The organism is Mesorhizobium sp. M7A.F.Ca.CA.004.06.1.1 (assembly GCF_003999135.1).
GTDB lineage: Bacteria > Pseudomonadota > Alphaproteobacteria > Rhizobiales > Rhizobiaceae > Mesorhizobium.
In genome coordinates, this window is sequence record NZ_RZPQ01001062.1 from 1 (window position 1) to 1,525 (window position 1,525).

Genomic DNA, 1,525 nt, shown 5'->3' on the forward strand with positions numbered 1-1,525 from the left:
ACCGGATACCAAAGGCCATAGTAGATGTCGCCCTTATAGGCGCTGAGCGCGAACACGGTTGCCGGCAGCAGGCCGCCGAACCAGCCATTGCCGATGTGATAGGGCAACGACATGCCGGTGTAGCGAATGCGGGTCGGGAACATCTCGACCAGGATCGCCGCGATCGGCCCATAGACCATGGTCACGAACAGCACCAGGATGAACAGGATGCCGATCGTCATTGGCCAGTTCACTGCTGCAGGATCGGCGAACATGGCGAACGCGCCACCACCCGGAATGTTGTAGACGGTGACTTCGGGTGCGCCCGCCGCCTCGTCGGTGGTCAGCAGCTTGTCCTTGACTGCCTGGTCGATCGGCACCGTCGCCTTCTCACCGGCACGGATGGCAGCGGCATCCAGCTTCAGTTCCGGGTTGGCGGCAACAAACGCATCGAGCTTCTGGTCCGCAACCTTGGCTGCCGCGCGCTTCAGCGGATAGCCGCCGTCCTGCAGCGACATGTTGACGGCCTTGATGAAGGCGGTTTCCTTGGCCTTGGCCTGATCGCCGGCGGCGATGGCGTCATAGGACTCGACCGTCTCGTTGCCGATCTTGACAGATGCGGGTGTGCCGGCGGCGGCCGTCGACACGACGTCATAGGGAACCGAGTTCTTGGTCAGGAACGAGGTCGCGATATCGCAGGATGTCGTGAACTTCGCGGTACCCACCGGATTGAACTGGAACTTGCAATCTCCAGGTGCCGCCGTCACCGTCGCCCGCGTGTTCTGCTGGGCTGTGGCAAGCGCCGGATTGGCAGCCCAGGTCAGTGCCTTGAACAGCGGGAAGGTGCATACAATCGCTAAGGCAAGGCCCGCCATGATGATCGGCTTGCGGCCGATCTTGTCGGAGAGCCAGCCGAAGACGACGAAGAAGATCGAGCCTACTGCCAGGGCGATCGCGATCATGATGTTGACCGATTGCGCGTCGACCTTGAGCACGTTGGTCAGGAAGAACAGCGCATAGAACTGGCCGTTATACCAGACCACGGCCTGACCGGCGGTGAGGCCGAGCAGCGCCAGCAGTGCGATCTTGGCATTCTTCCATTGACCGAAGGCTTCCGTCAGCGGCGCCTTGGAGCCCTTGCCCTCATCCTTCATGCGCTGGAAGGTCGGCGATTCGGAAAGCGAAAGCCGGATCCAGATCGAGATGCCTAGCAGCAGGAAGGATACGAGGAACGGAATACGCCAGCCCCAGGCAGCATAGTTTTCCTTGCTCAATGAAGCCTGTACGATCAGGATCACAACCAGCGACAGGAACAGGCCCAGCGTCGCCGTGGTCTGGATCCACGAGGTGTAGTAGCCGCGCCGGTTGTCCGGCGCATGTTCGGCGACGTAAGTGGCCGCGCCGCCATATTCGCCACCCAGTGCCAGACCCTGCAGCATGCGCAGGATGATCAGGATCACCGGAGCGGCGATGCCCAAGGTCGCATAGCCAGGCAGCAAGCCGACCAGGAAGGTCGACAGGCCCATGATCGTCATGGTGACGAGGA

General features: G+C 61.6%; 1 protein-coding gene. It reads right to left on the reverse strand.

The genetic code is table 11. The annotated features are described in order from the left end of the window. The coding region (locus EN906_RS33825; RefSeq protein ID WP_127375761.1) for an MFS transporter at window positions 1–1,525 on the reverse strand (1,525 nt) is incomplete at both ends.